24 protein-coding genes are annotated in these 25,880 nt (G+C 42.6%); 11 read left to right on the forward strand and 13 right to left on the reverse strand.

Annotated elements, in window-relative coordinates:
• Positions 1 to 158: 158 nt before the first annotated feature.
• Entirely contained in the window at positions 159 to 1,085 is a 927-nt protein-coding gene (locus tag J5A55_RS01655) for a magnesium transporter CorA family protein (protein WP_004382418.1), read from the reverse strand.
• A gap of 485 nt (positions 1,086 to 1,570) precedes the next feature.
• On the opposite strand from J5A55_RS01655, the gene J5A55_RS01660 reads away from it, so the two are divergent.
• A complete protein-coding gene (locus J5A55_RS01660) occupies positions 1,571 to 2,575 on the forward strand; it encodes a hypothetical protein (RefSeq protein WP_004382419.1) in 1,005 nt (334 codons plus the stop codon).
• Between the two features lie 12 nt (positions 2,576 to 2,587).
• Here J5A55_RS01660 and J5A55_RS01665 read toward each other — a convergent pair whose 3' ends face one another.
• The 7 genes from J5A55_RS01665 to J5A55_RS01695 all read right to left on the reverse strand — a co-directional run bounded on the left by J5A55_RS01665 (position 2,588) and on the right by J5A55_RS01695 (position 9,541).
• Complete coding sequence (locus J5A55_RS01665) at positions 2,588 to 3,613, reverse strand: AMP-binding protein (protein WP_004382420.1); 1,026 nt, start codon at positions 3,611 to 3,613, stop codon at positions 2,588 to 2,590.
• 31 nt (positions 3,614 to 3,644) lie between these two features.
• Positions 3,645 to 4,679 carry an o-succinylbenzoate synthase gene (locus J5A55_RS01670; RefSeq protein ID WP_039850928.1) on the reverse strand — a complete coding sequence of 345 codons (1,035 nt, stop codon included), beginning with the start codon at positions 4,677 to 4,679 and terminating at the stop codon, positions 3,645 to 3,647.
• 248 nt (positions 4,680 to 4,927) lie between these two features.
• On the reverse strand, positions 4,928 to 5,323 hold the full coding sequence (locus J5A55_RS01675; protein ID WP_004382422.1) for a GxxExxY protein: 396 nt from the start codon (positions 5,321 to 5,323) through the stop codon (positions 4,928 to 4,930).
• A 167-nt stretch (positions 5,324 to 5,490) separates the two neighbouring features.
• Positions 5,491 to 6,318 carry a 1,4-dihydroxy-2-naphthoyl-CoA synthase gene (menB, locus tag J5A55_RS01680; RefSeq protein ID WP_004382423.1) on the reverse strand — a complete coding sequence of 276 codons (828 nt, stop codon included), beginning with the start codon at positions 6,316 to 6,318 and terminating at the stop codon, positions 5,491 to 5,493.
• Between the two features lie 60 nt (positions 6,319 to 6,378).
• Positions 6,379 to 8,043, reverse strand: a complete 1,665-nt coding sequence (menD, locus tag J5A55_RS01685; protein ID WP_004382424.1) for a 2-succinyl-5-enolpyruvyl-6-hydroxy-3-cyclohexene-1-carboxylic-acid synthase — start codon at positions 8,041 to 8,043, stop codon at positions 6,379 to 6,381.
• Between the two features lie 37 nt (positions 8,044 to 8,080).
• Complete coding sequence (locus tag J5A55_RS01690; RefSeq protein ID WP_004382425.1) at positions 8,081 to 9,124, reverse strand: isochorismate synthase; 1,044 nt, start codon at positions 9,122 to 9,124, stop codon at positions 8,081 to 8,083.
• Positions 9,125 to 9,541, reverse strand: coding sequence for a PaaI family thioesterase (locus J5A55_RS01695; protein WP_004382426.1), 417 nt, complete (start codon positions 9,539 to 9,541; stop codon positions 9,125 to 9,127). It abuts the gene before it with no gap.
• Positions 9,542 to 10,194: 653 nt separating this feature from the next.
• Here J5A55_RS01695 and lysS point away from each other — a divergent pair.
• The 8 genes from lysS (at position 10,195) to J5A55_RS01735 (ending at position 18,403) form a co-directional block, all read left to right on the forward strand.
• Positions 10,195 to 11,928, forward strand: a complete 1,734-nt coding sequence (lysS, locus tag J5A55_RS01700; protein WP_004382428.1) for a lysine--tRNA ligase — start codon at positions 10,195 to 10,197, stop codon at positions 11,926 to 11,928.
• Positions 11,929 to 11,977: 49 nt separating this feature from the next.
• Entirely contained in the window at positions 11,978 to 12,973 is a 996-nt protein-coding gene (locus tag J5A55_RS01705) for an NAD(P)H-dependent glycerol-3-phosphate dehydrogenase (RefSeq protein WP_004382429.1), read from the forward strand.
• Positions 12,974 to 12,979: 6 nt separating this feature from the next.
• Positions 12,980 to 14,335 (forward strand): glucose-6-phosphate isomerase, encoded by a 1,356-nt coding sequence (locus J5A55_RS01710; protein WP_004382430.1) that lies wholly within the window; start codon positions 12,980 to 12,982, stop codon positions 14,333 to 14,335.
• Between the two features lie 178 nt (positions 14,336 to 14,513).
• A complete protein-coding gene (locus tag J5A55_RS01715; protein WP_428842330.1) occupies positions 14,514 to 15,263 on the forward strand; it encodes an inorganic diphosphatase in 750 nt (249 codons plus the stop codon).
• Positions 15,264 to 15,797: 534 nt separating this feature from the next.
• Positions 15,798 to 16,019, forward strand: a complete 222-nt coding sequence (locus tag J5A55_RS01720; RefSeq protein ID WP_155813766.1) for a hypothetical protein — start codon at positions 15,798 to 15,800, stop codon at positions 16,017 to 16,019.
• Between the two features lie 32 nt (positions 16,020 to 16,051).
• Positions 16,052 to 16,750, forward strand: a complete 699-nt coding sequence (locus J5A55_RS01725) for a hypothetical protein (protein ID WP_004382434.1) — start codon at positions 16,052 to 16,054, stop codon at positions 16,748 to 16,750.
• A gap of 6 nt (positions 16,751 to 16,756) precedes the next feature.
• Entirely contained in the window at positions 16,757 to 17,833 is a 1,077-nt protein-coding gene (locus J5A55_RS01730; protein ID WP_004382435.1) for a hypothetical protein, read from the forward strand.
• A gap of 90 nt (positions 17,834 to 17,923) precedes the next feature.
• The gene (locus J5A55_RS01735; protein ID WP_039850934.1) at positions 17,924 to 18,403 is read left to right on the forward strand and encodes an HU family DNA-binding protein; all 480 of its coding nucleotides are present in this window, start codon (positions 17,924 to 17,926) and stop codon (positions 18,401 to 18,403) included.
• Positions 18,404 to 19,001: 598 nt separating this feature from the next.
• Here J5A55_RS01735 and rsgA read toward each other — a convergent pair.
• From rsgA to rsmA, 4 genes are all read right to left on the reverse strand, one after another.
• Entirely contained in the window at positions 19,002 to 19,946 is a 945-nt protein-coding gene (rsgA, locus tag J5A55_RS01740; protein ID WP_039850938.1) for a ribosome small subunit-dependent GTPase A, read from the reverse strand.
• A gap of 145 nt (positions 19,947 to 20,091) precedes the next feature.
• A complete protein-coding gene (gene frr / locus J5A55_RS01745; RefSeq protein ID WP_004382439.1) occupies positions 20,092 to 20,652 on the reverse strand; it encodes a ribosome recycling factor in 561 nt (186 codons plus the stop codon).
• A gap of 78 nt (positions 20,653 to 20,730) precedes the next feature.
• Complete coding sequence (locus J5A55_RS01750) at positions 20,731 to 21,207, reverse strand: GAF domain-containing protein (protein ID WP_004382440.1); 477 nt, start codon at positions 21,205 to 21,207, stop codon at positions 20,731 to 20,733.
• Between the two features lie 5 nt (positions 21,208 to 21,212).
• Positions 21,213 to 22,016 (reverse strand): 16S rRNA (adenine(1518)-N(6)/adenine(1519)-N(6))-dimethyltransferase RsmA, encoded by an 804-nt coding sequence (rsmA, locus tag J5A55_RS01755; protein ID WP_039850941.1) that lies wholly within the window; start codon positions 22,014 to 22,016, stop codon positions 21,213 to 21,215.
• A gap of 77 nt (positions 22,017 to 22,093) precedes the next feature.
• Between rsmA and J5A55_RS01760 the strand changes: the two genes are divergently transcribed.
• On the forward strand, positions 22,094 to 23,128 hold the full coding sequence (locus tag J5A55_RS01760) for a lysylphosphatidylglycerol synthase transmembrane domain-containing protein (RefSeq protein ID WP_004382442.1): 1,035 nt from the start codon (positions 22,094 to 22,096) through the stop codon (positions 23,126 to 23,128).
• A gap of 47 nt (positions 23,129 to 23,175) precedes the next feature.
• The gene (locus tag J5A55_RS01765) at positions 23,176 to 24,636 is read left to right on the forward strand and encodes an aminoacyl-histidine dipeptidase (RefSeq protein ID WP_004382443.1); all 1,461 of its coding nucleotides are present in this window, start codon (positions 23,176 to 23,178) and stop codon (positions 24,634 to 24,636) included.
• Positions 24,637 to 25,240: 604 nt separating this feature from the next.
• Here the strand turns inward: J5A55_RS01765 and J5A55_RS01770 are convergent.
• Complete coding sequence (locus J5A55_RS01770) at positions 25,241 to 25,873, reverse strand: hypothetical protein (protein ID WP_199879817.1); 633 nt, start codon at positions 25,871 to 25,873, stop codon at positions 25,241 to 25,243.
• Between the last annotated feature and the right edge of the window lie 7 nt (positions 25,874 to 25,880).

A 25,880-nucleotide genomic window follows, 5' to 3' on the forward strand; every position in this document is an offset into this window, starting at 1 on the left:
TCCACTTTTTGTTTGTGATTCGGGTTTTCCGCAAATTAGATAACAAATAACTCAATTAATATAGGGCATTCGTTACCATGTTATAGAATATCAAGTGCAAACTTAGATAAAATCTCTGAATGTACCTAATAATTATCTTGTTTTTTCGTACTTAACCTCTAAAGTAAACGTTTACGGCGTAAAATCCACCATGAAGCAGCGGAAACTACAACGGATAAGAGCATCGCTATGGGGAAACCCCATGTACTTCTTTCCATACCGTTAATAAGGTTCATACCAAAGAGGGAGGATATTAACGTTGGCAACATCATGACTATTGACACCGAAGTAAGTGTACGCATCACGGTGTTCATGTTGTTGTTAATAATGCTCGAATACGTGTCCATCGTTGATTCCAAGATGTCCGAATAGATACTAGTAGTCTCTCTCGCCTGTGACATCTCGATGTTTACATCCTCGATAAGGTCGGCATCCAGCTCATCAACTTGTAGCTTGAATTTCAGCTTAGCAAGTAGGTTCTCGTTGCCACGAATGGATGTGATGAAATAGGTGAGAGAGTCTTGTAGCCTACTCAAACCTATCAAACTCTCATTATCAACACCCTTATCAAGATTGCGTTTAGCCTTCTCGATGAGTGTATTAATCTGCTTGAGTCGTTTCAAGTACCATACTGCTGAAGATAGAAAGAGGCGGAAGATTAAGTCCACATAGTCGGTGAATCCAGCATTTCTCTTCTGCTGATAACTAACAAAGTCAAGCATCATATTGGTCTCGAAGTTACATACAGTGATGGTCACATCTCGTTTATGTATAATACCCAAAGGAACGGTTGTGTATGGTGTTCGCGACCGTATTTCTTTAACGTAGGGGATACGCAAGATGATAAGCATCCAACCGTCATCATATTCATAACGGGCACGCTCATCAGTATCGCTGATATCCGATAGGAAGTAATCAGGGATATGATATGTATCTTCCAGTTCTTGCTGATCTTGCTCTGTTGGGCAGGTTACTTGAATCCAACAATTAGGTTGCCATTCCTTAATGGGGCTCAAGGTTCTATTGATATTCCAATATGTCTTCATTTGCTAATCTCCATGTTTAATAAGTGTGGGGATTAGCAATCTCGTTGCAATCCTCACGCTTATTGATTGAAAGTTTTCGCGTGATAATCGTCCATTTAATAATTACGTATTGGTTTTGCGACTGCAAATTTAGGAAAAAATAATGGTTAGAACAAACAAACGAATAAGTTTTTAAGGTTAGTGGAGTACGGTTGGTGTAAATGAGCAGACGCCCTTCTTACCTCGAAGAGAGGCTTTCCTTTATGCCAAGAGACGCCCTCTTTATATGCAAGAAAGGCTCTCCTTGTTTTCCATCTACCGAAGTCTCTTGTTTTAAGGTCTGTTACCTCTAACAGAATTGATGCTTATGAGGTTTCCTTATAATACGCTTTAAAGAGTTAATTAACGTTAAGTAATTAACTAATCGTTTGCGTTCTTACTTTTAAATATCTATCTTGCAAGCGGTAATTAATTATGTCTAACAATACTAAAGAAACCTTTTTATTATGAAGAAACAAATTACTTGGATGTGTATCCTGTTATGTTCCTTATTGTTCATAGCCTGTGAGAAAGCTGTAATCGACAACCCTGATGGAAAGAAGAAGTCGGACAAGGAGCGGCATAGAGTTACTCGCGTTGTAAGGATTCATCCAACCGAATTGAGCATGGAAACATCGGATGAGCCTTTACTTAGTAAGTCTTCTTGTACGTTATCGAGGGTAGGTGGCAAGCAAAAAGAGGGTAAGGTGAAGCTCTATGCATTGAATATCTACGAGCAAAAAGCGGGTTCTACCGTATATGAAAAGTATGCTTATGGCTTGTTCTCCGATGCCGATAAGATGGCAATAAGGATGTTTGAAGACAATAGCTATAGGATAGAATGTTTGGAGGTAGTGGAAGGTGACGACCATATATATAATAAGGACGGAGCTTATCTAGCACCTTTCTTGCACGGAGCAGACCTCCCAACGAAAGTAACCAATAAGTTTGTAATGTCGAAGAAGGACAACTTGGGGAATATTCAAAAGGGTGAAACGAATATCTCGGAAACTAAGACAATACGTTATCCAAGGGTTATGAAGTTCTATGGAACATTGGAAGACATTAATCCGAAAGCCTCCGATGCGCTCACGATAGACATGCGGCGAGCTGTATTTGGGCTCCATTTTAAGATTACACCACCAGAGGAAGGAACGTTAGAGATTAGTTATCTCGGTTGGAAGTTAAGCCGGAAAAGCACTCAGTCTGTCTATAATGATGGCAGTATTTATGCCTTTAGTGATATAGTCGAAGCCTGTAAAGACGGTTATCAAGAGGTAGTTCCTTTTGGTATAAAGTGGACTAAGGCGGATGGAACCATCGTACAGGAACAAAAGAATCTGACCTTGAAACGGAATGTGAAAACCATGGTGGAGATTGCTATTGAGGGACCGAAAGCCCATGGACTTAGCTTTCGTGAAGAGAATGTAGCCATGACAGAAGAGCATGTGGATTGGCATGTTGTGAAATAGGTCACGCTCTTTTTATTGACAGAGCATGGCTGCCAATGCCTTAATCTCCGCACGTGCGAGTTTCCCCGTGGCTGTTTGTGGGATATTAGCAGTGTGGAGGATAAGGCGTGGTTGCCAGTACTTAGGGAGGATGCGTTGGCAGATCGCACTGATCGCATTGGTATCTTCGTCTGTAGTGAGTAGTACAACAAGCTCGCCAAACTTCTCGTCTCTTATACTCGTAATGGCATATTCCCCTGTAAGATGAGCTTTCAAGGCACGTTCTACTTCCTCTATTTGTATCTTGATACCGCCCGAATCAATCACATTATCACGCCTCCCGAGGATGCGAAAATGCATTCGATTGCCCTTTCCGCTCGGTGATTTCATCTTTTGGAGTTCGGCTCTATCATTCGTTACCAAGGGTTGCGAACAGACCGTTGGGGCGTTGATAACCAGACAACCATCCGTATTTAGACTCACTTCCACGCTATCGAATGGTTCGTACCAATCGCTTGCTGAATCTTCATTCAAGCGTCGTAAGGCAATGTGGGAGAGCGTTTCCGTCATTCCGTATGTGCTCCACACTGCATGAGGGAAGTCTTTTAATGCTTCGGCGAGATGGTCATCAATGGCTCCACCACCGATGATTAATTGTTTAATCTTGCGTAGCCTCTCTCGTTCTTGAGGCACTTGTAGGGAATTATAAACCTGCAGTGGAACCATAGCTGCAAATGTTATCTCTTCATGAAGGGCGTTGGCTTGGTGGAGAGAATCGTCAGAGAGCGGATGACCAGAGGGCTTTACGTTGATTAATCGTAAGTTTCTTTCAAGACTCCTAACTACAACCATCTTACCTGCAATATAGTCCAGAGGCATGCAAAGGAGTGCTGTGTCACCAGCTTTCAATCGAAGGAAATCACAGGTGATACGTGCTGAGTTCAACATTCGAGACTTCTCCACCCATAGTGGTTTGGGCTTCCCTGTTGATCCACTGGTATGCACTAACACTCTCGTGTCAGCGTTATTCCATTCTGTAAGAAACTCTTCTATCGTCATTGCTGTTTGTTGATTGATTCCCTAATCGTTATTATTTCACCCAGAGTTGATCACCTTTGATTGTCAGAGGCATGGGTATATTATCCGAGAACAATAGTCCTGTTCCAAGTCCCTGGGGCATTGTTATGTGAGGTCCGTATAGATCGGCTGTGAGCTGTGCAATGCTATTTAAACCCACATTACTTTCTAGTGCGGAGGTGATCCAAGAGCCTATTCCCCGTTGATTAGCCATCTTCACCCATTCTCGCACACCTGCCATCCCACCATGCAAACTAGGTTTTAGAACGATATATTGCGGTCGGATGGTGTCGAGTAGTTGCTCTTTTTCGTTATAGTTATTCACTCCGATGAGTTCTTCATCTAGTGCGATTGGAAGTGGAGAGAGGTCACATAGCAGTGCCATTTGTGCCCATTGATGCTGTCGGATAGGCTGTTCTATAGAGTGGATATCGTATTGTGCCAATGCTTCCAAGCGTTCCATGGCATTTTCAGGAGTGAATGCTCCGTTTGCATCAACGCGTAGTTCTATCTGAGTGCGTGTGAAGGACTGTTGGATGTGACGGATGAGTTCAATCTCTTTAGCGAAGTCTATCGCCCCAATCTTTAGCTTCACACAGTGATAGCCAGCCTTTAGTTTCTCTTCTAAACGCTGATACATCTCATCGAAAGAACCCATCCAAACGAGTCCGTTGATGGTGATTCCTTCTTTTCCAGCACCAAAGTTCGTGTGAAAGAAGTCGATACTTCCGTTTGCATCAAGCTGTGCCTTTGCTGTTTCCAAGCCAAAGAGCATAGACGGATAAGACCTCATCGCATTAGTGTTAATGCTTCCCGTATGGCAAAAGTCATCACAGAAGGTTCGTAACTTACGCTCATATTCTTCATCGGACATGGCATCGCAGGATAAATCGGGGAGTGTGGCGCATTCCCCAACGCCTATTACTCCAGGCTTATTGGTGTCTGACAGCATAATATAAAAGCTCTTCCTCGTTGTGTAAATGCCCCTCGATGTACCTGCAGGGGTGATGAAGTGGAGGGTGCGGGAGGATATTTTTATTTCGTACATAGTAATTTTAAAGACAGAGTAAAATGATTTCAAAGACAGAGTAACATAGGAACACAAGACTTAGTAACGATGTATTAAGACAAAGTAACATAAGAACACGAGACTTAGTAACGATATATTAAGACAAAGTAACATAAGAACACGAGACTTAGTAACGATGTATTAAGACAAAGTAACATAAGAACAGAAGTCTGAAAGTAACATAGTTGTATAATAGGTAGTCGATGGTAAGTAAGCATGTTTACCACTTAGAATTTGCGATATAAGCGATATTTACGCTTGAATTGCAGTCTGTCTGAACCAAAGTTAATCAATAACCCATCATCAATCCTAGTAGACGTTAGATAATTAACAAGCTGAACTTCGTGTGCTATAGAGAGTTCTTGTGTAGCTTTAAGTTCTAATATTAGCCTGTTGTCAACGATTATGTCTGCTCGATAGTCACCCACAATGATACCATCATAGAATATTTGTATCTGCTTTTCTGTCTCATAGTTAAGGTGTAGTTTACGCAGTTCTATGACCATCGCATTCTTATATACTTTCTCAAGGAAGCCTGGTCCCAGTTGCCGTCGGATGTTCTTTGCACAGTTAATGATCTGTAATATCAAGTCGTTGATATCGATTAGTTCCTTCCTTTCCATTGGCTCTTTTTATTTTATGTTACTATAGAACAAGGTTTATGTTACTATCTCTTCTGTTCTTATGTTACTTTGTCTCTTCCTGTTCCTATTATCTCTTTAACCTTATGCTACTAAAGTCTCCGTTCTTCTTATACTCTGCCATCACTATTCCCCACGGTTCCTCTGTCTTAAGGGAATTGTGGGTACTTATCGAAATCGGGCTTGCGCTTCTCCAAGAAAGCCTTTCCGCCTTCTTGAGCCTCATCCAGTGTGTAATAGAGCATAGTGGCATCCCCGGCCAGTTCTTGTATACCTGCTTGACCGTCCAACTCGGCATTTAGACCTGCTTTTATCATGCGTAAGGCTAACGGGGAACGCTCCATCATGGTGTTAGCCCAGTCTACACACTCGTCTTCTAACTGTTCGAAGGGTACGACCTTATTAACTAATCCCATGCGTTCAGCCTCTATTGCAGAGTATTGACGGCACAAGAACCATATCTCTCTAGCCTTCTTCTGCCCCACAATACGGGCTAGATACGAAGCACCGAAACCGGCATCGAAGGATCCAACCTTTGGTCCTGTCTGTCCGAAGATGGCGTTATCCGAAGCGATGGAGAGGTCACATACCACTTGAAGAACATGTCCGCCACCAATGGCATAACCATTTACCATGGCGATAACAGGCTTTGGTAAACGACGAATCTGCATCTGTAAATCAAGGACATTAAGGCGTGGAACACCATCACCTCCTACATATCCACCCCTTCCTTTAACGTGCATGTCGCCCCCAGAACAGAATGCTTTATCACCCTCACCAGTAAGTATGACCACTCGAATATCAAGTGCTTCGCGACAGTAGTTGAATGCTTGTGACATCTCCCAGACCGTCTTTGGCGTGAAAGCATTGCGATAGCGAGGTCGGTTAATGGTAACTTTTGCGATATGATTAAACTCTTCGAAGCGTATTTCCTCAAACTTGAAGCCCTCGATGGGTTTCCATTCTCTTTTGCTCATAAGGCTTTTCTTTTATTTTGTAGTTTTATTTTTAAATGATAATTAGTTGTTTTCTCTTGGCTAGGAAAAGGCTTTGTAATAGTCTTCCATTGCTTGTGCATCCTCTTCGGGGTTAGTGAAAACCTCCAAGAGTACAGGACCTTCCTCTGCATTGAAGAAGTCCTTTAGGCGTTCCGACAACTCTTCTGCATTGTGTGCAGCCATGTATTCGATGTCATGGGCTTGACAGATGGCTTCAGCGGAAGTATTATGATGTGCAGCAATTATATCATCTCGGAATGGAGAAGAGCCTAATCCGTGTAATTGATGGAATATTCCTCCACCTCCATTGTTGAGTAGTAAGATCCCAAGATTTGGTGATAAGCATTGATTCCAAAGTGCATTTTGATCGTAAAAGAAGCTCAAGTCACCGATAACACAGTACACATCCTCTTCTTCCTGATGTGCAATAGCATATCCAACAGCCGTTGACAGCGAGCCTTCTATGCCATTCACGCCACGATTCACATAGATGTATTGATCAGAGAAGATGTTTCCCAATCGTACAGCAGAGCTGTTTCCGTAGAAAAACTCACCATCAATACCTTCTTTTCGGATGGTCTCGTGGAAAGTTTTAACGGTTAGTAATTGTGAAAAACGGGGTTGTATCTTCTTTCGAATGGCGTAGGCTTCATTGAAAACGTTGTTCCATTGCGTCACAAAAGGTTTCTCTCTCATGTCATCCACTTCGTTAGCAAGGATACCAATCATCTCTGCCTGCGAACATTGAATGATGTCCGTTAGGTGCATGAAGGTATCACAACAAGTCCCACTCTCGTTTACAACGATAGAAACCTGTGGTTGGCACTTTCGTAAAAACTGCTTCAGTCGTTTGCTAACCAGCGTCCCTCCTATATATATAAGGTGGTCGGGACGATAAGACTCATCGTTACCTATCCTTATCAATGCCTCATCGATGGGGAGAGCAGGTCTAATACTATCGTCTGCCAACTTCTCTTGAATGACCACAGCAGTGCTTTTCAACACCTCAAGAGTCTCCATTGTTTCCCCAACAACCTCAGGAGTCATCTGTCCAAGAACAATCATTGGACGCTCACTTTGCAGTAGTTCTGCTGCCAGTTCATAGCTAACAGCATTGTCAGAAACGGACTCGTGCAAGGTGATTTGACGCTCGTTAGGGAGGTTGGGGACGTCATATTCAAAAAGAGGTTCACTAATAGGAACATTGATGTGTACGGGTCCGAACCCTTGAGATAAGGCTGCGTTGAGAGCCTCATTGACCAATCTATTGCAATACCAGCGTTCCTCTTCGTTGTGTGGTTCAGGTAGTGTCACACTTTTACGGACGTTTGGTTCTAAAGCCCCATGCTGTTGTAATGTTTGACCATCTTGTTGATTGATCCATTGTGCAGGTCTATCTCCAGAGATAATCACCAACGGGCGTTTCTGATAAAAGGCTTCTGCCACTGCAGGGGCAACGTTTAATAGTGCCGAGCCAGAGGTTACACAAAGTGCAACGGGCTCATTATCTGCTAATGACATACCTAATGCGACGAAGCCAGCCGACCGCTCATCCGTTACAGGAAAACACTCAATATCAGGGCAAGTACATAGGTTATGCACGATAGGAGAGTTACGTGAACCGGGGCAGACAACGGCCTTTGAAATTCCAAACTTCACCAGTAAGGCGGTTAATATATTAACGTTCTCCTTGCTACTATACATTATCAATAAGTTGTATTGAGGGTTAGTTGATTCTCTTTTATTGCTGAATAAGCTGTCGCATTGTGGCGAGCTTTGCTTCTGTCTCTTGCCATTCGTTCTCTTCTATGCTCTCTTTTAACAATCCACCACCCGCATAGAGCTGACAAGCCGATCGAGTGATGTGCATGCAACGGAGTGTTACATAGAGTTTAGCAAGCCCATCATTCCCCAATAAACCACTGAAACCACTATAATAAAGGCGGTCAGTATGCTCGTTACGAAGGATGAATTTGTGTGCCTCCTCCTTAGGAATACCACACACGGCAGGCGTTGGGTGAAAGGCAGTTAGGAAACTTCCAAGGCGTTGTGTGTCCTTGAGTCGGAAAGAGAAATCGGTTCTTAGATGAGCTAGATGGGCTGCACGAGAAGTGAAAGGTTCGCTTTCAGTGATGTCGATAGCGAACGGCTGTAAGCAAGTTCGGATGTAATCGGCAACTAATTGTTGCTCTTCTCGGTTCTTTTCAGACCATTGAATATCCTCTCCCTCATATCTCATCGTACCAGCTAAAGCCATTGTTTGGTAGCTTGTAGCGTCTCCACGTAGCAGAATCTCAGGACTTGCCACGAGCCACATACCTGTTTGTGCAGTGTAGAAAAGTGCAATGTACGACCGTGGATACCATTCGCATGCCTTGAGAAAGATTTCTCTGGGACTCAACAATTCGTCTTTCTTCTCCACGATGGTGCGTGCCAATACCAGTTTGCGGAATGATTTGCGATTCAATTCATCGTGGAAACAAGTGAAGTCATTGTGGTATTGAATACGAGGGTCAATTTCCGAGGTCTCCAGATAAGCCTCATCTTGCCCGTTCGGAATGGCTTCAAAGCCCTTACTACCATCTAAGGGCAAGACAGATGATTGTCCGCTTTGTCCGTTAAGTAAGTAGATTGGATGAGTAGTATTGCTGGCGAAGGGTGCAATCACAAACCCCTTATGCCCGTCAAGTTCTGTTAGTGAACCTAAACGAGTGGGTTCCTCTTGTTGAGAATAGTAGTGACAGACTTCCTCGAAAGGCTCACGATAGATAAAAAATGCGTCCATTTAATCCTCTCTCGGTGCTATAACGTAGTTGGTTACTTGTACGGTTGAGATGAGCTCACCCTCATCATTCTTGATATCTATGTGCCAAACGTGCAGTGTGTGACCCTTATGAACGAGCTTACCATAGGCAGTTACAGTTCCACCATAGGGCATTGCCTTCACGTGGTTACCGCTTATATTGATTCCCAAAGCCATCTTTCCAGGGCAGAGAGCCATTGAACCGACTCCTGCTAAGTTCTCCGCCAAGGCTAACGAAGCTCCTCCTGAAAGAAAACCAAAGGGCTGTTTATTTCGATCATCCACTGCCATGCGAGCCTTTAACGTGTCTTGTTCGGGAGTAGAGATAAACTCCATGCCCAAAGTGCGGCTCAATCCGTCAGCGTCTTTAATCTTATTCCAAATCTTTTCTACGTTCATGTCGATCTTACTTAATGTATTGCAAAGATACTAAAAACAACTGGAAATCCTTTCCGAAAGGGTTTGTTTTGATGCAAAATAGTGGTTGGGGGAGTTGACGAGTAGACGAGTTGACAGGTAAACAGGTTGTTTGTTTTGTTGGATGTAGCTTCTCAAAGTAGGGACAGACGCCCTCGTCTGTCCGCTTATAAAACCCTACATAACAACCTGTAGGCTACATCCCCTCCTTTGGAGGGGCTTGGGGAGGCTTCTTCTTGGTTGTGTTTTGGCGGACAGACGGGGGCGTCTGTCCCTACTTTGTGGCGTGTTTTCAAATAAAATGAGAGTATAGCTTCATTGGTAACTAACAAGAAGCTGAAAACATAGAGATACACTCCTCCATTTGAAGAGGGCGTTTCTTCGATATGAAGAGAGGCTTTCTTTAATGCAAGGAAACGCCCTCTTTGCATCAAGGAAACGCCCTCTTCAAAGTGAAAGGAGCTTTTTCTAACTGGTTTCCGTTAGGCACTCTTTCCCTTAGGGGAAGCTGGGAGGAGTAGAGCCAACATCCCTTTCCTATGCAATGCCAATATAAAAAAGGCTAAAAGCACCCTTGTTTGCGATTATTTTAGTAAATTTGCACATTATAAGAATATACTCGATTTATTATAAAGATGAACATTTTAGAATTGTCAGAGCAGGAGATTGGACGTCGTCAAAGCCTGCAAGAATTGCGCGAGATGGGCATTAATCCATACCCAGCAGCAGAGTTCCCAACCAACGCTTACTCTACTGATATAAAAGAGCAATTCGATGAGAATGAGCAAAGAGAAGTAACGATTGCAGGACGAATGATGGGTCGTCGCATCATGGGTAAGGCTTCTTTTGCTGAGATTCAGGATAGTAAAGGAAGAATACAAGTATATATTACCCGTGATGATATATGTCCGGGAGAAGATAAAGAGTTGTATAATAAGGTCTTCAAGAAGCTCCTTGACATTGGAGACTTTATCGGTGTTAAGGGCTATGTGTTCAAGACTCAGATGGGAGAGATATCTATTCATGCAAAAGAGATTACTCTTCTTTCAAAGAGCTTGAAGCCACTTCCAATCGTGAAGTATAAAGATGGCGAGGCTTATGATAAGTTTGAAGACCCAGAACAACGCTATCGTCAGCGTTATGTTGACCTTGTTGTCAACGATGGAGTTAAAGATACTTTCTTGAAGCGTGCCACAGTCTTGCGTACAATGCGCCAATTCTTTGATGAGGCGGGGTACACAGAAGTGGAGACGCCAACCCTCCAGAGTATTCCTGGTGGTGCTAGTGCACGCCCATTCATCACCCACTTCAATGCACTCAACATTGATATGTACATGCGTATCGCTACTGAGCTTTATTTGAAACGACTCATTGTTGGTGGCTTTGAAGGTGTTTACGAGATTGGTAAGAACTTCCGTAACGAGGGTATGGATCGCTTCCATAACCCAGAGTTCACCTGTATGGAGCTTTATGTTCAGTACAAGGACTATAACTGGATGATGTCTTTTACAGAGCAGTTACTCGAGAAGATCTGTGTTGCCGTTAATGGGAAACCAGAGGTGCAGATGGGTGATAAGGTGATAAGCTTTAAGGCTCCGTTCCGTCGTCTACCTATTCTTGAGGCAATAAAGGAGAAGACTGGCTTTGATTTAGAGGGTAAATCAGAGGACGAGATACGTGATATTGCATTGAACAAGTTGAAGATGGAGACCATAGATGAGAGCTTTGGTAAGGGCAAACTCATTGATGAAATCTTTGGAGAGTTCTGTGAGGGAACTTATATTCAGCCTACTTTTATCACCGACTATCCGGTAGAGATGTCTCCACTTACTAAGATGCACCGCTCAAAACCAGGCTTGACTGAACGTTTCGAGTTAATGGTCAATGGTAAAGAGTTGGCTAATGCTTACTCTGAGTTAAACGATCCGATTGATCAAGAGGAGCGTTTCTTGGATCAGATGCACTTGGCTGATAAGGGTGATGATGAGGCTATGATCATTGATCAAGACTTCTTACGTGCATTGCAGTATGGTATGCCTCCTACCTCAGGTATTGGTATCGGCATTGACAGACTAGTGATGTTAATGACTGGCAAGGAGTACATTCAGGAGGTAATGTTGTTCCCTCAGATGAAGCCGGAACCAAAGATTCCACAAGACTCAATCAAAGATTGGGCTGCTCTTGGTGTATCAGAAGATTGGGTATATGTGCTGCGTAAGGCAGGTTTCAACCTAATTGCTGATATCAAGGGAGAGAAGGCGCAAGGCTTACAACAGAAGTTGGGTGAGATCAATAAGAAGTATAAACTCGGATATGAGAAGCCTTCTGTTGATGAGATCCAGAAGTGGATTGACGAAGCTGGAAAGTAATTGGAAGGAGTGAAGAGTTGCCTCTTCCTCCTTTAACTACCTAAGAAGAATGTTCAACATAGGTAAAATAGCAATCATTGGTAGCGGTAGCTGGGCAACGGCTATCGCTAAGATTGTTGTGGAACATACGCATCACATAGGGTGGTACTTCCGCCGTGATGATAGGATAGAAGAGTTTAAACGGAGAGGACATAACCCTACCTATCTGACGAGTGTCAGGTTCAATATGGATGAGATAACTTTCTCGTCTGATATTAATAAGATTGTTCAGGAGTATGACACATTGGTCTTTGTGACCCCATCTCCTTACTTGAAGGCTTTGTTGAAGAAGCTAAAAGCAAAGCTCAATACGAAACTTATCGTTACAGCTATCAAGGGTATTGTGCCTGATGAGAACCTTGTTTGCTCGGAATACTTCCATGAGGCATACAAAGTTCCTTATAATAATCTGGCAGTGATAGGTGGTCCTTCGCATGCAGAAGAGGTTGCTATGGAACGTCTTACATATCTAACTGTCGGTTGTTCTGACCTTGAGAAGGCTCGAAGTTTTACAGAGGTGTTAGCATCCAATTATGTTAAGACAAAGATATCACCTGATGTTCTCGGTATAGAATACGCCTCTGTCTTGAAGAATGTATATGCCATTTCAGCTGGTATCTGTGCTGGTCTGAAGTATGGCGATAACTTTCAAGCAGTGTTAATGTCGAACGCTATGCAAGAAATGGATCGTTTCTTAAAGACAATCAACCCTATCCAACGATCTATTATCGATAGCGTTTACCTTGGTGATCAGTTGGTAACGGGATATAGTAACTTCTCTCGTAACCATACCTTTGGTGCGATGATTGGTAAGGGATATAGCGTTAAGTCGGCTCAATTAGAGATGGAGATGATAGCCGAAGGATACTTCGGAACGAAGTGTATGAAGGAGATTAACCGCCGTCTACATGTAAATATGCCGATCCTAGATGCCGTGTATAACATCCTTTACGAACGTATAAGTCCACAAGTAGAGATTAAATTATTAACAGATTCATTTAGATAAACACAAATGGAAAGTATTAAGTTAGACATTTCAAAAGCAGCTCAGTTTTTGAATTTGGGTGCGGTAGAGGCCTATGCTCCTCACGTAGCTGCTGCCCAAGAAGCATTGGAGAAGAGCACTTGTCCAGGTAACGATTTCCTAGGTTGGTTACACTTGCCATCAAGTATAACTTCCGAGTTCCTTGGTCAGATACAAGCGGTAGCCAACACTCTTCGTGAGAAGTGTGAAGTGGTTGTTGTTGCTGGTATCGGTGGCTCTTATTTAGGTGCTCGTGCTGTCATCGAAGCCTTAGGTAATAGTTTTGCTTGGCTTGTGAATGACAAGAAGAACCCAACAATCTTGTTCGCAGGAAACAATATTGGTGAGGATTATCTCGCTGAACTTACCGTCTATTTAAGCGATAAGAAGTTTGGTGTCATTAATATTTCTAAGTCTGGTACTACCACAGAGACCGCTCTTGCATTCCGTCTTTTGAAGAAGCAATGTGAGGAGCAACGTGGTAAAGAGACTGCTAAAGACGTTATTGTAGCTATCACTGATGAGCACAAGGGTGCTGCTCGTGCTGCTGCAACAAAGGAAGGTTACAAGACATTCATCATTCCTGATAATGTTGGTGGACGCTTCTCTGTTCTTACACCAGTTGGTTTGTTGCCTATTGCAGTAGCTGGTTTCGATATTCAGAAACTTGTTGAGGGTGCACAGGTAATGGAGAAGGAGACGGCTAATGACGTTCCTTTTGCTAACAACATCGCAGCACGTTACGCTGCAGTTCGTCAAGGTCTTTACTCACAGGCAGGCAAGAAGATTGAGATAGTTGCTAACTTCCAACCAAAGCTCCATTACTTTGCAGAGTGGTGGAAACAGCTCTATGGTGAGAGTGAAGGTAAGGATCACAAGGGCATTTTCCCTGCAGCTTGCGACTTTACAACTGATCTCCACTCTATGGGACAGTGGATTCAAGAGGGCGAGCGTTCTATCTTTGAGACTGTAATATCTATCGAACAGCCTAACTCAAAGTTGCTCTTCCCACATGATGATGAGAATCTCGACGGCTTGAACTTCTTAGAGGGTAAGCGTGTTGATGAGGTTAACAAGATGGCAGAACTTGGTACTCGTCTGGCTCACGTAGATGGTGGTGTGCCTAATATTCGTGTGAGTGTACCAGTATTGAACGAGTATTATCTCGGTCAGCTCATCTACTTCTTCGAGAAAGCTTGCGGTATTAGTGGTCTTGTCCAAGAGGTTAATCCATTCAACCAACCAGGTGTTGAGGCTTACAAGAAGAATATGTTTGCTCTTCTCAATAAGCCAGGTTACGAGGCAGAGAGCAAGGCTATTCAAGAAAGATTGACTAAGGAATAAGAGCCTCCCCAAGCCCCTCCAAAGGAGGGGATGTCCTAACAAACCTCCACGAATGAGGAGAGGGAGCTAACAGAAGTTAGTTAGTTAGGTGTTTAGAGAGTATTCTTTAATAAGATTCTAATGTATCCTCAAGTCCTGCACTAAGGTGTGGTACTTGAGGATAATAATATATAATAAGGTGAAAAAAACTACTATATCATCCCAATCTCAGCAAGACATCCCCTCCTTTGGAGGGGCTTGGGGAGGCTTCAAAGTCGTCCTCTTCGACATGGATGGGGTGCTTTATGACTCAATGCCGAATCATGGTGTTGCATGGCAGCGTGCTATGAAGGAGTTTGGAATACACTTCACGCTGGAGGATTCGTATGCAACTGAAGGTGCTAGAGGGGTTGATACCATTCGTAAATATGCTCGCGAACAACTCGGAAAGGAACTGAGTGAGGAAGAGGCGCAACGGATGTATGATGTGAAAGCACACTATTTTCATGAGATGCCAGAAGCTAAGATCTTCGATGGTGTGCTCGATCTCATGCAGAAGATAAAGCGTAGTGGACTGAAGATTGGTATTGTAACAGGCAGTGCACAGCGACCTTTGATAGAACGTGTGACGCATGATTTTTCCGACTTTATCACTCGAGATCAGGTAACTACAGCCTTTGATGTGAAGCGTGGTAAGCCTAATCCTGATCCTTATCTTATGGGCTTGAAGAAGGCGGGCTACTATTCTCCATCCGAGGGAATCGTTGTTGAGAATGCTCCTTTGGGCGTTCGTGCAGGTGTAGCAGCTGGTTGTTTCACCGTAGCAATCAATAGTGGACCATTGCCCGATGTGGCTCTTTTGGACGAAGGAGCCAATCTCCTCTTCCCAACTATCCGTGAGTTCGCCGACAAATGGGAACTTCTTTTATCTCATTTCCCCCATTATTAAGCCTTTACTTCCTTCACCTCCCTGATTCTTATATCGCTCCAAAGCGTGGCAAACATTAGTTTTTACTCCCCTCTCCATCCGGAGAGGGGTTGGGGGTGAGGCTTTTTTTCTTTCTTTTTCTTGCCCATTCCATTTAATCTTCTTACCTTTGCGCCCGTTGAGTGAAAATTAACTTATTAATAATGATGTTACAAACAACGAATTTCAATCAAGCTAACGTTTGCGCCTTACATAATAAAGGTGTAAGCTGTGCTATTGCGTTGGATTCTTTAACATCTAAAAACGAGAAAAAGATAGCAAATAATTTGGTAGTTCCAAATATTTGTATACTCTCTCTCTCTCTCTAGTAGAGCAGACGTAAATTACACATTTTTTTCTTCTCGCGTACGCGCGCGCGAAGCATGCCGCAAACCCTGTAAACAAAGGACTTTTAGAAGTTTCCTTTGTTCTTTTTTTTGTGTCCTTTTATGTTTGCCTTTAAAACTCAAATAAGAATAGATTAATCACATTTTATCAATAAATTAACGAATGAATATGAAAAAGAAGAACGTAAAAAAAGCGATATATAGGCAACCTGTATGTCGTATAATACCTGTTAGTGCAGAAAGCCCTCTTTGTGCTTCGGTAACTCCCGATGGAGGAGCATCGTCAGAAGCTTCTTGGGGAGGAGAACAAGTGCATGAGGGCGGTGTCGTTATTGGCGATGGGACAGGACTTGCCCCTGCAAAGCAACAGCCATTTTGGAATGAAGAGTAAGTTTATAAAAAGGATTTTAAAAGGCAATAAAGATGAATAAGAAATATTATTTATGGATGGTTGTTTCTATCGTACTTTTATTATTTGCTAGCTGCTCTAGTGATGATAATTTAGGAGATGGTAAGGCAACGATTAATGTAGTTAGAGACTTAACGTTCTCGGTTACATTTGCTGATTATAACGAAGAAGTAACTGCTGGGAACGAAAAGACACGTGTTGTATCTAACAGTTCCGATACTATCAGCCGTGACTTTGTAAATATGAATAACGGAATTGTTGCGGATGTTGTTCTTCAGCACGACAACGAGAAAACATCCAAGAAGTCTGTCTCAGCCATGACACGTTCAATAGGGAATGGGACCTATATCATGCTTGCTTATCAAAGTGGCGTATTGAAAGGTGAGGTTGAAGGGACCATAATTGGTGGAACATTTACGCCTAGTGTTGGAGGAAACAAAGCCATCTCACTAAGTCCAGGTAATTATGACTTTGTTTTGTATCGTAGTGGCGACTTTACTCGTAGTGGTAACAATCTGACTATTACCAATGCTTCAGAGTATGTCATGTTAGGTCGGGTTAATAACTATACCATCACGGCAACTCCCAACAAGCAGCAGGTACCATTCGTGATGCGTCACGCAGTATCACGTGTCAGAGTAAAGGTTACCGCTTACAAGGATGGGGCGCTTTTGGAACAACGAGTATCGGTTCTCTGTCACTATCAGCTGTAAACAATAATGAGATTCCCACAACAGCCACTTATGATCTCGCTAATGACAGTTGGAGTGGTTTCTGGTTCGAAGACTTTTATAGGGGCTTTCCCTTCTTTGGGTTCTGGTTCATGGACTAAGGTCGAAGACGAAGATGGTTTCCGACTTACTTCGTCAAACTATGTATATCTCCTGCCAGGGGCTAATATTACTAAGGTGAATGCTACAGCGAGTCCATGGTCAAGTTTAAATATATATGGAGAAAGTTTCTCGGGAAAGAATCTCAGTTTCATTTTAAGACCAGTCTTGAAGACTGAACCTAATGGCTCTTACCTCATCAATATTACTTTCCGCAAGAATTTCCTTTACCTGATGAATGATGGAACAACAGGATTGCTCTCTGAGACCATTTACGGTGGAGGCACAAAGATTCCTATTGGTGTTGTTGTCAGCCAAAGTAAGAAACTAGCAGCTGCACTTGATATAGTTGATCCTTATAGTATTTCTAGTACTACCACGCCTCCAGCAAGTAATTCTGGCATCAATGACCATTATGTAGAGTTCCCTCAGTTGTACACAGATACTGATGTCCCAAATGATGACGGATATAAGTACACTTGGGAAGGAGCTGGTAGTGCTGATGGTGTAACCATAAAGGGTAACATTGACGGCTATATTAAATTCTATGCAGCAGCTCAGTATTCGCCTACATTACCAGCTGGTAAAACTCTAAGTGGTAGCATTGTTGGAAAGAAATGGTTCCTCCCTAGCTTAACTGATGTCCTCATGTATGAAGGTGGTCCAGCGATAAATAATATAAAGCTGAATATAAACCTAATGGGTGGTGGAAGTGATGGAACACAGCCTCTTTATGACAGACCACAAATAATAACATCAGGATTTTCTCCTAATAATAATACTGTGGATTTAGCTTTTATCCAAGTAGGTGGAAAGAAACAGGGACGTAGAGCTTTCTACACGAGTACACTATTAAACAGAACAGGCTATGCTTATAAGAGTCTAATTATAACAGATGGTGGCTATGTTTATAATTTTGAAACATACCCATACTCCGAATATCTTCGTCCATTTATAAAGTATTAAAACGATAATCCTTAATATTCACAACGCTCCGTGGGCTAAAAGGTCTCGAACCCACGGAGTATTCACAACCAGAGACCACGCTTAATGACAATGGCAAACAAACCAATTCAATTTTTCTTGAGAGAGCAGAAGCTAAACATCGGTAAGCAGGCTGGAAAGACTGTTATCGTAGCACGCTCAACTGGTAGGCACCGTGTAGACTTCCGCAACTTTTGCGAACGTATTGCTAAGTCAACAACCTTTAATGCACAGGAGGTGGCAGCTGTGCTGAATCTTGCAAGTGAAACCGCCCGTGACATCGTAGCCAATGGTGACATTGTGGAGTTTGGTGACATGGGAACGTTGACACCCTCGTTTAAGAGCAAGGCAGTAGAGACTGTTGAGCAGTTTCGTGCACAGCAACACATTGAGAAACCTGTTATAAAGTTCCTTGCTTCTGCGAAGTATTTTACACTGAATGATGTTACGTATGAACAAGTAGCACCAAAGGAGAAGAAAGAAAAGAAGGGAAAGAAAGACAAAAAGAAAGCGGAAGGAACCGAGTCTTCAGGTCCAGTTGTAGGGGGTTAATAAGGAGAGCAGGAAATTCTGCTAAGACAATCAAAAAAGAGTTCGCGAACAATCCGGAAAGAGTTCGCGAACTCTTTTGAAATTGTTCGCGAACAATTTTGATTTTCTTCGCGAACAATTTTGATTTTCTTCGCGAACAATTTTAATTTTCTTCGCGAACAATTTTTTATGTCTCTTTGAGAGGCAAAATAACAGAAGAACGAGGCTTTAGACAGAATGATATATTTTTGAAAACATAGTAAGCAGAGTAAGGCTTTGAAGACAGAGTAACAGAAGAACAAATTGATTTAGTAACAAACAAATGATTCTAAGACACAATGACAGAAAGACATATTTTTTAATGACATATCATCCGTCGTTGACGGATTTTGTTTTCCTTCCACATATAGTATGTTACTATCGCCTTATGTTTCCCCCACTTTGTCTTTAAAAATATGTTATTGAAAGAATATGTTTTTCTGTTTCTTGCTGCAAACTTAGAGTCATTCTGTCTACAAAATATATGATCGTTTCTTTGCTTTCTCTGTCTTGAAAAACTATGTCATTGAAAGACTATGTCTCTATGTCCTTCTGTCTAAAAAGGTTTTTCTGATAGACTTTAAAATGCCTCTCTATACTTGTTTTCTTCCTTGTCTTCGAGCATAGAAAGATAGCTGTTGTATCGACTTTCTGATATGTAATGATCTTCAACAGCCTTGCGAACGGCACAACCGGGCTCATGTGTGTGGGTACAATTAGAGAATTTGCAGTGCTCGGAGAACTTAAATATCTCACGGAAATAGCTTGTCAACTCCTCTCGCTCTATATCAAATGTACCGAAACCCTTTATACCTGGGGTATCGATGAGATAACCTCCAACGGGCAACTCCAGCATCTCGCTGAATGTTGTTGTGTGCATACCCGTGTTGTGCGCATCGGATATGTCGGCTGTACGAAGATTTACGTGGGGTAGGAGAGCGTTGATGATGGTTGATTTTCCAACACCACTGTTCCCACTTAGTAATGTGATTTTATTTGCCAGCAAGGGGTTTAGTTTCTCTACACTGAACTCATTGGAAGTATCGTTAGTGGCTTGTACTTCGATACATTCATAGCCTATAGTCTCATAGAGTTTCATCACAGCATGCTGATACCGCAGTTCTTCTTCAGATAGTAAATCGTGCTTGTTGAAGACCAAGGTGACAGGTACTCTGTACGCCTCGGCACCAGCTAGAAAGCGATCAATGAATGTTGTTGACGTTTCAGGATAATTGATAGTTACCACCAAGAAAGCCTGATCAATATTGGCAGCAATGATGTGGCTCTGTTTAGAAAGATTCGGCGACTTCCTTATAATATAGTTTCTTCTATCCTCAATCTCGGTTATAAATGCCGTTCCCTCTTTGTTGGGCGTTATGACAACATGGTCGCCAACAGCCACGGGGTTGGTAGAGCGAATCCCTTTCAATCGGAAATTACCCTTAATCTTGCAGTCTATGTTCTTACCATTCTCCGCCTTTACGGTGTACCAACTGCCAGTGTTCTTTATTACTAAGCCACGCATAAATAGGGAAAAAAAAGCCTCACCCCCGACCCCTCTCCGAATGGAGAGGGGAGTGATTACCATTGTTTCTTATTCTTAAAGAAGTATGGAATAGTACATTTCACTCCCCTCTCCATTCGGAGAGGGGGCGGGGGTGAGGCTTCTGTTACACTGTCATAATCTCTTTCTGTTTCTCTGCTAGAAGCTCATCTACCTGCTTGATAAACTTGTCGTGAATCTTCTGTAAGCTAAGTTCAGCGTCTTTCTCGTTGTCTTCCGATAGACCATCTTTGATAGCTTTCTTCAGCTTATCTTTAATATCAGAACGCACATTGCGAATCTCGACCTTTGCTCGTTCACCGATTTTATTGCATTGTTTCACCAAGTCTCTACGACGCTCTTCGGTTGGTTGAGGTAAGTTTAAGCGAATCATCTCACCGTTGTTCTCTGGCGTGATACCCACATCAGAATCCATGATAGCCTTCTCGATGTCCTTAATGGCTTTCTTATCCCAAGGCTTAATAGCAATGGTACGTGCGTCAGGCACCATGACTGAGGCTACTTGATTCAGTGGAACCTTTGAACCATAAGAGTCAACTCGTACGCCATCAAGTATGGCTACGTTTGCACGACCAGCTCGGATGCGTTGCAATTCATCGCTAAGATACATTGCTGCCATCTCCATTCTTTCGCTGGCATCATTTAATGTCTGCTTTACGTCTAACATATATCTTTAGTATTAAATATTCGATGTTACAAAAATAGGAATTAATTCGGATATGCACAAGAATTTACTTTACTTTTCCTAAAGGAGGTCTTCTATTTGCGCCATCAGTAGTTGGATGATATGTTCCAGACCATCTTTGTCTTCTGTACTAAAGTCATCAAATCGGGTGCTATCAATGTCTAACACACCCCTAAAATGGCGTTGAGAGTCATACATGGGAATAACGATTTCGCTTCGAGAACGACTGCTACAAGCAATATGACCAGGGAATGTTTCTACATTAGGAACGATTAGTGTGCGACCTTCCTCCCATGCCTTGCCACAAACACCCTTACCATAAGGAATTGTGTAACAGGCTACTGACCCTTGAAAAGGTCCGAGTCTCAACATCTTCCCATTCTCTTGAAGATAAAAGCCCACCCAAAAGAATCGTTCTGGAAACGCTTCATGCAGTGCAGCCGAAACATTCGCAAGAATGCCAACCAGGTTCGTTTCATCCTTTATCAAGCCTGCAATCTGCGGAATTAATTGCTCATATTTCTCTTTCCTTGTCATGCGTTCTATCGTTGATAGTTGGCTAATTGCTCTTCAACCATGTTGGTTAGTTTCACAAACTGCGGTATTGATAATTGTTCAGGACGCTTCGTCATGATGTCTTGCTCATAGAATCCATCCGTTGGCTTACCATTATTAAATATCTGACGAAGGCTTACACGCAACATCTTCCGTCGTTGGTTAAAAACAGTCTTCACCACTCTTTTGAATAATTGTTCATTGCAACCAATGTCTGTGACATCGTTTCTTGTCATACGAATCACAGCACTCTTCACCTTTGGAGGAGGGTTAAATACATTCTCATCCACAGTGAACAAGTATTCCACATCGTACCATGCTTGAATCAAGACAGACAATATCCCATAAGCCTTCGAGCCAGGTGCTGCTGCCATGCGGAGCGCAACTTCTCGTTGAATCATCCCCGTACAGCAAGGTATCAAGTCCTTATAATCAAGCATCTTAAAGAATATCTGCGATGAAATGTCATAAGGGTAATTACCTGTCAAGACGAACTGTTTACCATCAAATATCTGTGTCAAGTCCATTTGAAGGAAGTCCTCTCCAAGGATATTCTCGTGTAGTTTGGGGAAACGTTCATATAGATACGCAACACTCTCAGCATCAATTTCAACTGCTTTAACCACTCTTGGCTTCTCAACAAGGTACTGCGTGAGTACTCCCATACCTGGTCCAATCTCCAAAACAGGTATCTCTGGGCATGCATCAACAGTATCTGCAATCCGTTTAGCAATGCTTAAGTCAGTTAGAAAGTGCTGACCTAAATTCTTCTTAGGCTTGACTAATTTCATGATTTTTACGTATTTGCCTACAAAGATAGGCATTTTATTTTGCTTTTAAAAGCATTTTATTTATCTTTGCTCAATATATGAATACAAAGAAACTGTTCAATAAGATCATCAAGATAGTACTTCCCCTTTTGCTTGGAAGTGCCATCTTGTATTGGATGTATCGCGGTTTCGACTTCTCTAGCATTAGTCATGTTCTCTTGCACGAGATGAATTGGACGTGGATGATTATCTCTCTTCCCTTTGGTATTCTGGCGCAGGCTTTTCGTGGATGGAGGTGGAAGCAGAGTCTTGAACCTATCGGGGAACATGCCCGTTCATCGGTTTGTGTCAATTCAATCTTCCTTTCTTATGCCGTTAGTTTACTCATTCCTCGAATCGGAGAGTTTGCTCGTTGCGGTGTTCTGAATCGTTATGATAAGGTTGCTTTCCCAAAGGCTATCGGTACAGTAGTGACCGAACGGGCGGTAGATACGCTCATCGTCATTCTTATAACATCTATTGCCTTTGTTATGCAGATTGGTGTTTTCTCTAACTTCTTTTCGCGTACAGGGACTCGAATTGACGATTTCTTAGGGATGTTTTCAGCAACTGGATGGTTGGTAACAGCCGTCTGTGGTGTTGCTTCTCTCATCCTCTTTTATAATATTCTACGCCACCTTTCTATATATAAGAAGGTGAAAGAAATGCTAAGTGGCATTTGGCAAGGCATCAATTCATTAAGGAGAGTGAAGAATATCCCACTCTTCCTCTTCTATAGTATAGCGATATGGGGCAGTTATTTCTTGCATTATTACTTAACGTTCTATTGCTTTCCTTCAACTGCACATCTCGGTCTCTCCTGTGCTTTAGTGAGCTTTGTTGTAGGTTCAATAGCCGTTATCGTCCCAACACCTAATGGTGCTGGACCATGGCATTTTGCAGTGAAGACAATGCTAATACTTTATGGTGTTGCTGACAATCAGGCACTTTATTTTGTATTGATAGTGCATACTATCCAAACACTTTTGGTCATTCTCTTAGGCATTTATGCGTGGGTAGCATTGAACTTTACCAAACCTTATGTCTCATTGGATAGTCCTGCCAAACTCACCCGACCAATAGAAAATGTATAATATAAGCCAAACAACAATTATAGTAATAACCTTTTAATATCAACATTATGAGTGAAATCAGAAATCTTAAACCAGTAGGCTTGTGGAGAAACTTCGATGATTTAACACAGATTCCACGCCCATCTGGGTACATGGAAAAGGTGCAGAAGTTCTTATTAGACTTTGCTGCAAAGGTGGGAGTAGAGGCATTTGTCGATGCTGGTGGTAATGTGGTAATGCGCAAGGCAGCCACTGCTGGCTATGAGAATCGTAAGACAGTTCTACTCCAAGCACACATGGACATGGTTCCACAAAAGGCTCCAGATAGTAATCATAACTTTGAGACTGACCCTATCGTAACCCACATTGAGGAGGGTTGGGTGTATGCGAACAACACGACATTGGGTGCTGATGATGGTATCGGAGTTGCTGCTATCATGGCAATTATGGAGGATAAGGACTTGAAACATGGTCCTGTTGAAGCTATCATTACACGTGATGAAGAGACTGGAATGTTTGGTGCTAACGAACTCCCAGAGGGTGAGTTGCATGGAGATATCCTCATGAACCTTGATTCAGAGACCTGGGGTAAGTTCGTTATAGGCTCTGCTGGCGGTGTAGACGTTACATCAACACTTGAATATAAAGAGGTTGCAAATGATCAAGAGACTGCTGTAAAGGTTACTTTAAAGGGACTTCGTGGTGGTCACTCTGGACTTGAAATCAATGAAGGACGTGCCAATGCTAATAAGGAGATGGTACGTTTTGTTCGCAAAGCAATCACCGAACTCGATGCTCGGTTAGCTGGTTGGCAGGGTGGCAACATGCGTAATGCCATTCCTTTCAAGGCTGAAGTTGTTTTAGCCTTACCACAAGCTAATGTCGTTGCACTTAAGGAACTCGTTGAGAAACAGAAGTCTGCTATCAAGGACGAGTATAAGGGTATAGAGGTTGTTGATAATATAGAATTCTTCGTAGAGGACGCAGATAAGCCTGTAGCTCTTCTACCAGTTGAGATTCAAGATAACCTCATCGATGCTATTTATGCTTGTCACAATGGTGTCTTGCGTATGATTCCTTCTTATCCAGATGTGGTAGAAACCTCTTCAAACCTCGCTATCATCAATATCGAACCAACAAAGGCTTCTATCAAGATCCTTGCTCGTTCAAGTCGTGAAGACATGAAGGAGTATATCGCAACACAATTGGAAAGCTGCTTTAATATGGCTGGTATGAAGACAGTCTTTAGTGCCCATTATGGCGGTTGGGACCCAAATCCACAGAGCGAAATCCTTAGCTTGTTGCAAAAAGTATATAAGGAACAGAATGGCGAAGAGGCAATTGTACAGGTAGATCACGCTGGTCTAGAGTGTTCAATCATACTTGGTAAGTATCCAAATATGGATGTTGTCAGTCTTGGACCAACGATTCGTAGTCCTCACACAGCTAAGGAACGCTTTGAAATCGCTACTGCTGAGCCATTCTGGAACTTGTTAGTTCAGACCTTGGAGGAGATTCCTGTGAAGTAAGATAATGGTCGTTGAGAGCCTCACCCGACCTCACTGAAAGAGGGAGAAGATGCCTCACCCCCGCCCCTCTCCGAATGGAGAGGGGAGTGAATAGCATTGTTTGCAAACAAAGAAGGCGTTTCTTCACATCGAAGAGACGCCTTCTTCATAGCAAGGAAACGCCCTCTTCGATTGGAGAAGACGCCTTACTCTTACTTCCTCTCCGAATAGAGAAGGGAGTAGATAGTATTGTTTGCATACGAAGTCAGTATCACAAAGTAGGGACAGACGCCCTCGTCTGTCCGCTTTCTTCCCCTTTGTAACACCCCGTTAGGTAACATCCCCTCCTCTGGAGGAGTTTGGGGAGGCTTTAGGTGATTGTGTTCAATCGGACAGACGAGGGCGTCTGTCCCTACATTTATGCGTTACGTTTAATTGAGGTGAACGAAGGGTAGAATCGAATTGTGAGTTTTGAATGTTGAATTAGGTGTTTCCTAAGTTTCGAATTACGAGTTTTGCATTTTGGATTAGGACTTTTCTTGTCTTTATCCTAACCAACTTCCGTTAGGTACATCCCCTCCTTCGAGGGGCTTGGGGAGGCTTTTTTTTTGTATTCTGTGGGGGATTAAAACGCCCAACCAAAGCCTAAGTAAGGATAGAGCACAGCCTTTTTAATAGCGTTCTTCTCACCCAATGTGAATGAAGGATTCACACCCACACGGAAGAGGAAGCCCTTGCTTGATACGTGACGATAGCCAATGTTACCAAAGAAATAGTATCCGAAACGATTGTGACTCGTGTTATAACCAAGGTAAGTAATCGTCTTTCCACCGATAGTTCTTTGCGTTATCAGGTGCGCCTGTTGGTCAGGAGTGAGCGTGACAGGACCTTCAAGGGTTTGAATGTCACGATCGTGAGAGTTGCAAATACCAACGTTAGCACCAGCCCCCAGCTCTAAGTTGTTCTTTTGAGAGCCTATAAGATAGTTTACTTCCAGCGGTACTGAGTAATAACGAATACTACCATCGTTACCAAAGAAGTTGGAGTTGTTACCGAAAGCAAAGCTAACACCTGCTCTCCAACCCCATCTTGTATGGTCGTTGAAACGCTGATCATAATTGATACCTACCATGTTTGAGGCTCCTAAAAGCTCCAAGTAGATAGCTTTGTCCTTCTCAAGTCCATCTGAATTAGGCTCTGCAGCCATCATGTTTGTTGCTAAACTTAATGCAATCGAAAGTGTAAGTAATTTCTTCATAAGAATC

This window comes from Prevotella veroralis (assembly GCF_018127765.1).
In the GTDB taxonomy this organism is placed as follows: domain Bacteria; phylum Bacteroidota; class Bacteroidia; order Bacteroidales; family Bacteroidaceae; genus Prevotella; species Prevotella veroralis.